Origin of the sequence: Halomonas sp. (assembly GCF_041689495.1) — a bacterium.
Lineage (GTDB): Bacteria > Pseudomonadota > Gammaproteobacteria > Pseudomonadales > Halomonadaceae > Halomonas.
In genome coordinates, this window is record NZ_JBDNGD010000093.1 from 1 (window position 1) to 4,085 (window position 4,085).

Consider the following 4,085-nt stretch of genomic DNA (forward strand, 5'->3'; position numbering starts at 1 on the left):
CGCCTCGAGGTCGATCAGGGCCCTGGCGAGTTCACGCTCGAACAGCAGGCCGGCGACGAACTGTGCCGCCGCCCAGAACACCGCGGCCCCCGCCAACACCGGGACGATCCAACGTTCCTTGCGCATCCCACTACTCCAGGGCTCGGGTTCCGGCACTCAACGTCAGCAGATGGCCTCGCGTCAAAATAACCAGAACCAAAGATGCATCGTACTCCAGGCATAGATGCCGGCGAGGACATCATCGATCATGATACCGAAGCCACCCGCCACATGCCGGTCCGCCCAGCGGATCGGCGAAGGCTTGATGACATCGAAGACACGGAAGACCACGAAGCCCCAGAGGGCCGTCTCCCACGAGAAGGGCACGGCGGTCATGGTGAGCCAGTAGCCGACAAACTCATCCCAGACGATACCCGAGTGGTCGTGAACGCCCAGGTCACGGGAGGTCGACTCGCACAGCCACACGCCCCACACGAAGGTAACCGCGACGACCGCCAGGTACCAGTCCAGGGGCAGTTCCGACATCAACCAGTAGAAGGGAATGGCGGCGAGGGTACCGAAGGTTCCCGGCGCGAAGGGCACGGCCCCACTGCCCAGGCCGAAGGCGAGGAAATGAGTCGGGCGATGCCAGACGCTGTCGGGGGCTCGGTTCATGGCATCCCTCCTGTGTCGGGCCGACGCTGGAAGTGCTGCCAGCCCCGTCGCCCTTCATCACCCAACCCGGAAACCCCCGATCCGGTGGTGATCTGCCCGATCATCGTGAGCGGAAGGCCATGCCGGGTCAATCGCTGCAGTGCCTGGTTCCATTTTTCGGGCGGCAGGGTCACCAGGAGTTCATACTCATCGCCTCCGCACAGGGCGGCTAGACGGCCCTCCTGCTCACCCAGGGCGTCGACGAGGCCATCGACGAGTGGCAGGTCATCAAGAGTGAGCTCGGCCCCCACCCCGGACGCCTCGAGGAGATGATCGAGATCGGCCAACAGGCCGTCGGAGAGGTCGATAGCCGAAGTGGCCAGGCCACGCAACGCCTCGCCGGCCCCCAGCCGCGGCTGGGGATACAGGTAACGCCTGAGCAGCGGGTGGAACAGGTCTCGCTCGCCGGCCTGCCAGAGTGCCAGGCCCCCGGCGCCACCCCCCAGCGCCCCGGTCACGGCCAGCAGATCCCCGGGCCTGGCCCCACCGCGGGTCAAGGCAGCGTCGGCGGGTACCTCACCCATCACCGTGACGCCGATGGCCAGCTCTCCCCGGGTAATATCCCCGCCCACCAGGGCCGTGCCGGTGGCAGCGCACAGCGCATGGAATCCCCGGGCAAAGCCCGTCAACCAGGCATCATCGGCCTCGGGCAGGGTCAGCGACATCAGGCACCAGCGTGCCCGGGCGCCCATGGCGGCCAGGTCACTCAGGCTCACCGCCAGGGCGCGATGGCCGATGGCCTCAGCCGGGGCATCATCGGGAAAATGGACACCGACCACCGAGGTATCCACGCTGACCGCCAGCCGCTGCCCGGGGGTCGGGGCCAGCAGAGTACAGTCATCGCCCACCCCCAGCGTCACGCCGGCCGCCTCCCCCGGCGGGTCAGGCGTGAAGAAGCGGGTGATGAGATCGAATTCGCTGTAGTCACTGTGCATGGGATAAGGCCTTCAGCGGCGGCGGGCGGCGACCTCGGCTCCACGCAACTTGCCGGCCAGCTTGTCGAGGATGCTGTTGACGTACTTGTGGCCGTCGGTGGCCCCAAAGGACTTGGCCAGTTCCACGCCTTCATTGATCACGGCGCGATAAGGCACCTCGAAGCGCCGCGAGAGTTCGTAGGCCCCCAGGCGCAGGATGGCCAGCTCGATGGGGTCGAGTTCCGTCAGGGGTCGGTCGAGCAAGGGGGACAGGCTGGCATCCAGCTCGGCCTTGTCGCGCACCACGCTGTGCAACAGCTCATGGAAGAGCGCCAGGTCGGCGATCTCCATGACCTTGAGCCAGTTCTCGTGGTCCTCCAGGTCGTCGTCGGCCACCTGGCTACGGAACTGTGCCTCCACCTCGGCGATCGGCTTGCCGGTCATCTGCCACTGGTAGAGCCCCTGGACCGTCAGTTCACGGGCGGCCCGCCGGGATTGCTGGGCGGCAGACGGGGCGCGGGATCGCTCGCCGCTCATGCCTCACCTCCCTGAGGATCCTCGGCGAGATCGTCATCGCCGAAGCAGCGCAGCAGCGAGACCATTTCCATGGCCGCCATGGCCGCTTCGGCGCCCTTGTTACCGGCCTTGGTACCGGCGCGCTCGATGGCCTGCTCGATGGAATTGACGGTGAGCACGCCATTGGCGATGGGCGTCTCGAACTCCAACTGGAGGCTGCCCAGCGCCGAGTTGCAGCCGCCGGCCACATACTCGAAGTGCGGAGTGTCGCCGCGAATTACCGCGCCCAGGGCGATCACCGCATCGGGACGGGCGAACTTGAGCACCTTCTTGACCGCCAGGGGCAACTCCCAGGCACCCGGTACATGGATGATATCGATGTTCTCGCTCTCCACCCCGTGGCGCACCAGGATGTCCACGGCGCCTTCCACCAGGCTATCGACCACATGGTGATTGAAGCGACCGACCACGATGACGTAGTGGCCGTCGACGTCGATGAAATCGCCTTCAACTTGGGAAATCGGTTGCATGGTTCCAGGTTCCTCGTGAGTCCGGTCCGGGGATGACGTGAGTGTCGCAGCCACGCCAGCCTTGATGGTGATTTGATGGTCATCGACCGAGTCAGTCGTCGGCAGGCACCTTGCCGTCGGCGGCATCCTCGGGGCCCAGGCGCTCGACTACTTCCAGGTCGAAACCGGAGAGTGCCGAGAACTTCCAGGGCGAGCTGAGCAGGCGCATCCGGCCCACGCCCAGATGCCGTAGTATCTGCGAGCCGGTGCCGATGGTCAGGTAGTTACCCGCCCCATCGGAGGCGCTGCTGCGAGGGGGGCGGCGGCGATCCAGGAATACCTCAAGCTGGTCGAGGAAGTCCTGCTGCGGGCGACCGTCATCGAGCAGCACGAAGACCCCCTGGTCGGCCTGGGCCACCTCTTCCAGGGCGCGCCAGGTAGTCCAGTTGGCGCCCTCCTCCTTCTGCAGGCCGAGCAGGTCACGCAGGGTATCGGCCAGGTGCACTCGCACCGTGGTCAGGGCGTCCGGGCTGGGACGCCCCTTGACCAGTGCCAGGTGATGCGCCCCCTGGATGCGGTCGCGGAAGACATGCAGGGTCAGCTCACCGAAGGCGGTACGCACCGGCGAGGCTTCCACGGGTTCCACAGTCTGCTCGTTGTGAATCCGGTAATGGATGAGGTCGGCGATGGTGCCCATCTTCAGGCCATGCTCGACGGCGAAGCGCTCCAGCTCGGGCCGACGCGCCATGGTGCCGTCATCGTTCATGATCTCGCAGATCACGCCGCTGGGTTCGAAGCCAGCCAGGGCGGCCAGGTCACAGGACGCCTCGGTGTGCCCCGCACGCCGCAAGACCCCGCCCGGCTCGGCCATCAGCGGGAAGATATGGCCGGGCTGGACGATGTCCTGGGCCACGGCATCCCGTGCCACGGCGGCCTGGACGGTACGGGCACGATCGGCGGCGGAGATACCGGTGGTCACGCCCTCTGCCGCCTCGATGGAAAGGGTGAACTTGGTGCCGAAACCCGAGCCGTTGTCGCGCACCATCAAGGGCAGTTGCAATCGCTCACAGCGTTCCCGGGTCATCGGCAGGCAGATCAAGCCCCGGCCATGACGCGCCATGAAGTTGATGTGCTCGGCCTCGACCCGTTCGGCGGCCATGATGATGTCGCCTTCATTCTCGCGATCCTCATCATCCATGAGGATCACCATCTTGCCCTGACGGATGTCCTCGATCAGGTCTTCAATGGGGGCCAGGCCCCCGGAAGAGGAATGCACCATGGGATCTCCAGTGGTTCGGCTCGGCGGCTCTCGCAACCCGCCTCGAAACCGCGTCAGCGTAACGTGGCGCGGCGTCGGGCGCCATTCTTTGTGGGAGGCCGCTTCAGCGGGCGAGGTTTTCCCGGCCAAACCCTCGCCCGGCAGAGCCGGCCTCCCACCAAGGTCAAACCCTGC

The 4,085-nt window shown here is 66.2% G+C and carries 5 protein-coding genes; all 5 read right to left on the reverse strand.

Translation table 11 applies throughout. From position 1 onward, the window contains the following. Positions 1–180 precede the first annotated feature (180 nt). The 5 genes from ACESMD_RS02975 to ribBA all read right to left on the reverse strand — a co-directional run bounded on the left by ACESMD_RS02975 (position 181) and on the right by ribBA (position 3,911). Complete coding sequence (locus ACESMD_RS02975) at positions 181–654, reverse strand: phosphatidylglycerophosphatase A (RefSeq protein WP_372610194.1); 474 nt, start codon at positions 652–654, stop codon at positions 181–183. Then, positions 651–1,628, reverse strand: a complete 978-nt coding sequence (gene thiL / locus ACESMD_RS02980) for a thiamine-phosphate kinase (RefSeq protein WP_372610196.1) — start codon at positions 1,626–1,628, stop codon at positions 651–653. The genes ACESMD_RS02975 and thiL overlap by 4 nt, the downstream gene beginning before the upstream one ends. A gap of 12 nt (positions 1,629–1,640) precedes the next feature. Further along, entirely contained in the window at positions 1,641–2,144 is a 504-nt protein-coding gene (nusB, locus tag ACESMD_RS02985) for a transcription antitermination factor NusB (protein WP_372610198.1), read from the reverse strand. Next, on the reverse strand, positions 2,141–2,653 hold the full coding sequence (gene ribE, locus ACESMD_RS02990; RefSeq protein WP_372610200.1) for a 6,7-dimethyl-8-ribityllumazine synthase: 513 nt from the start codon (positions 2,651–2,653) through the stop codon (positions 2,141–2,143). Before ribE ends, nusB begins: the two co-directional genes overlap by 4 nt. 91 nt (positions 2,654–2,744) lie before the next feature. Beyond that, complete coding sequence (gene ribBA / locus ACESMD_RS02995) at positions 2,745–3,911, reverse strand: bifunctional 3,4-dihydroxy-2-butanone-4-phosphate synthase/GTP cyclohydrolase II (RefSeq protein ID WP_372610202.1); 1,167 nt, start codon at positions 3,909–3,911, stop codon at positions 2,745–2,747. Positions 3,912–4,085: the final 174 nt, after the last annotated feature.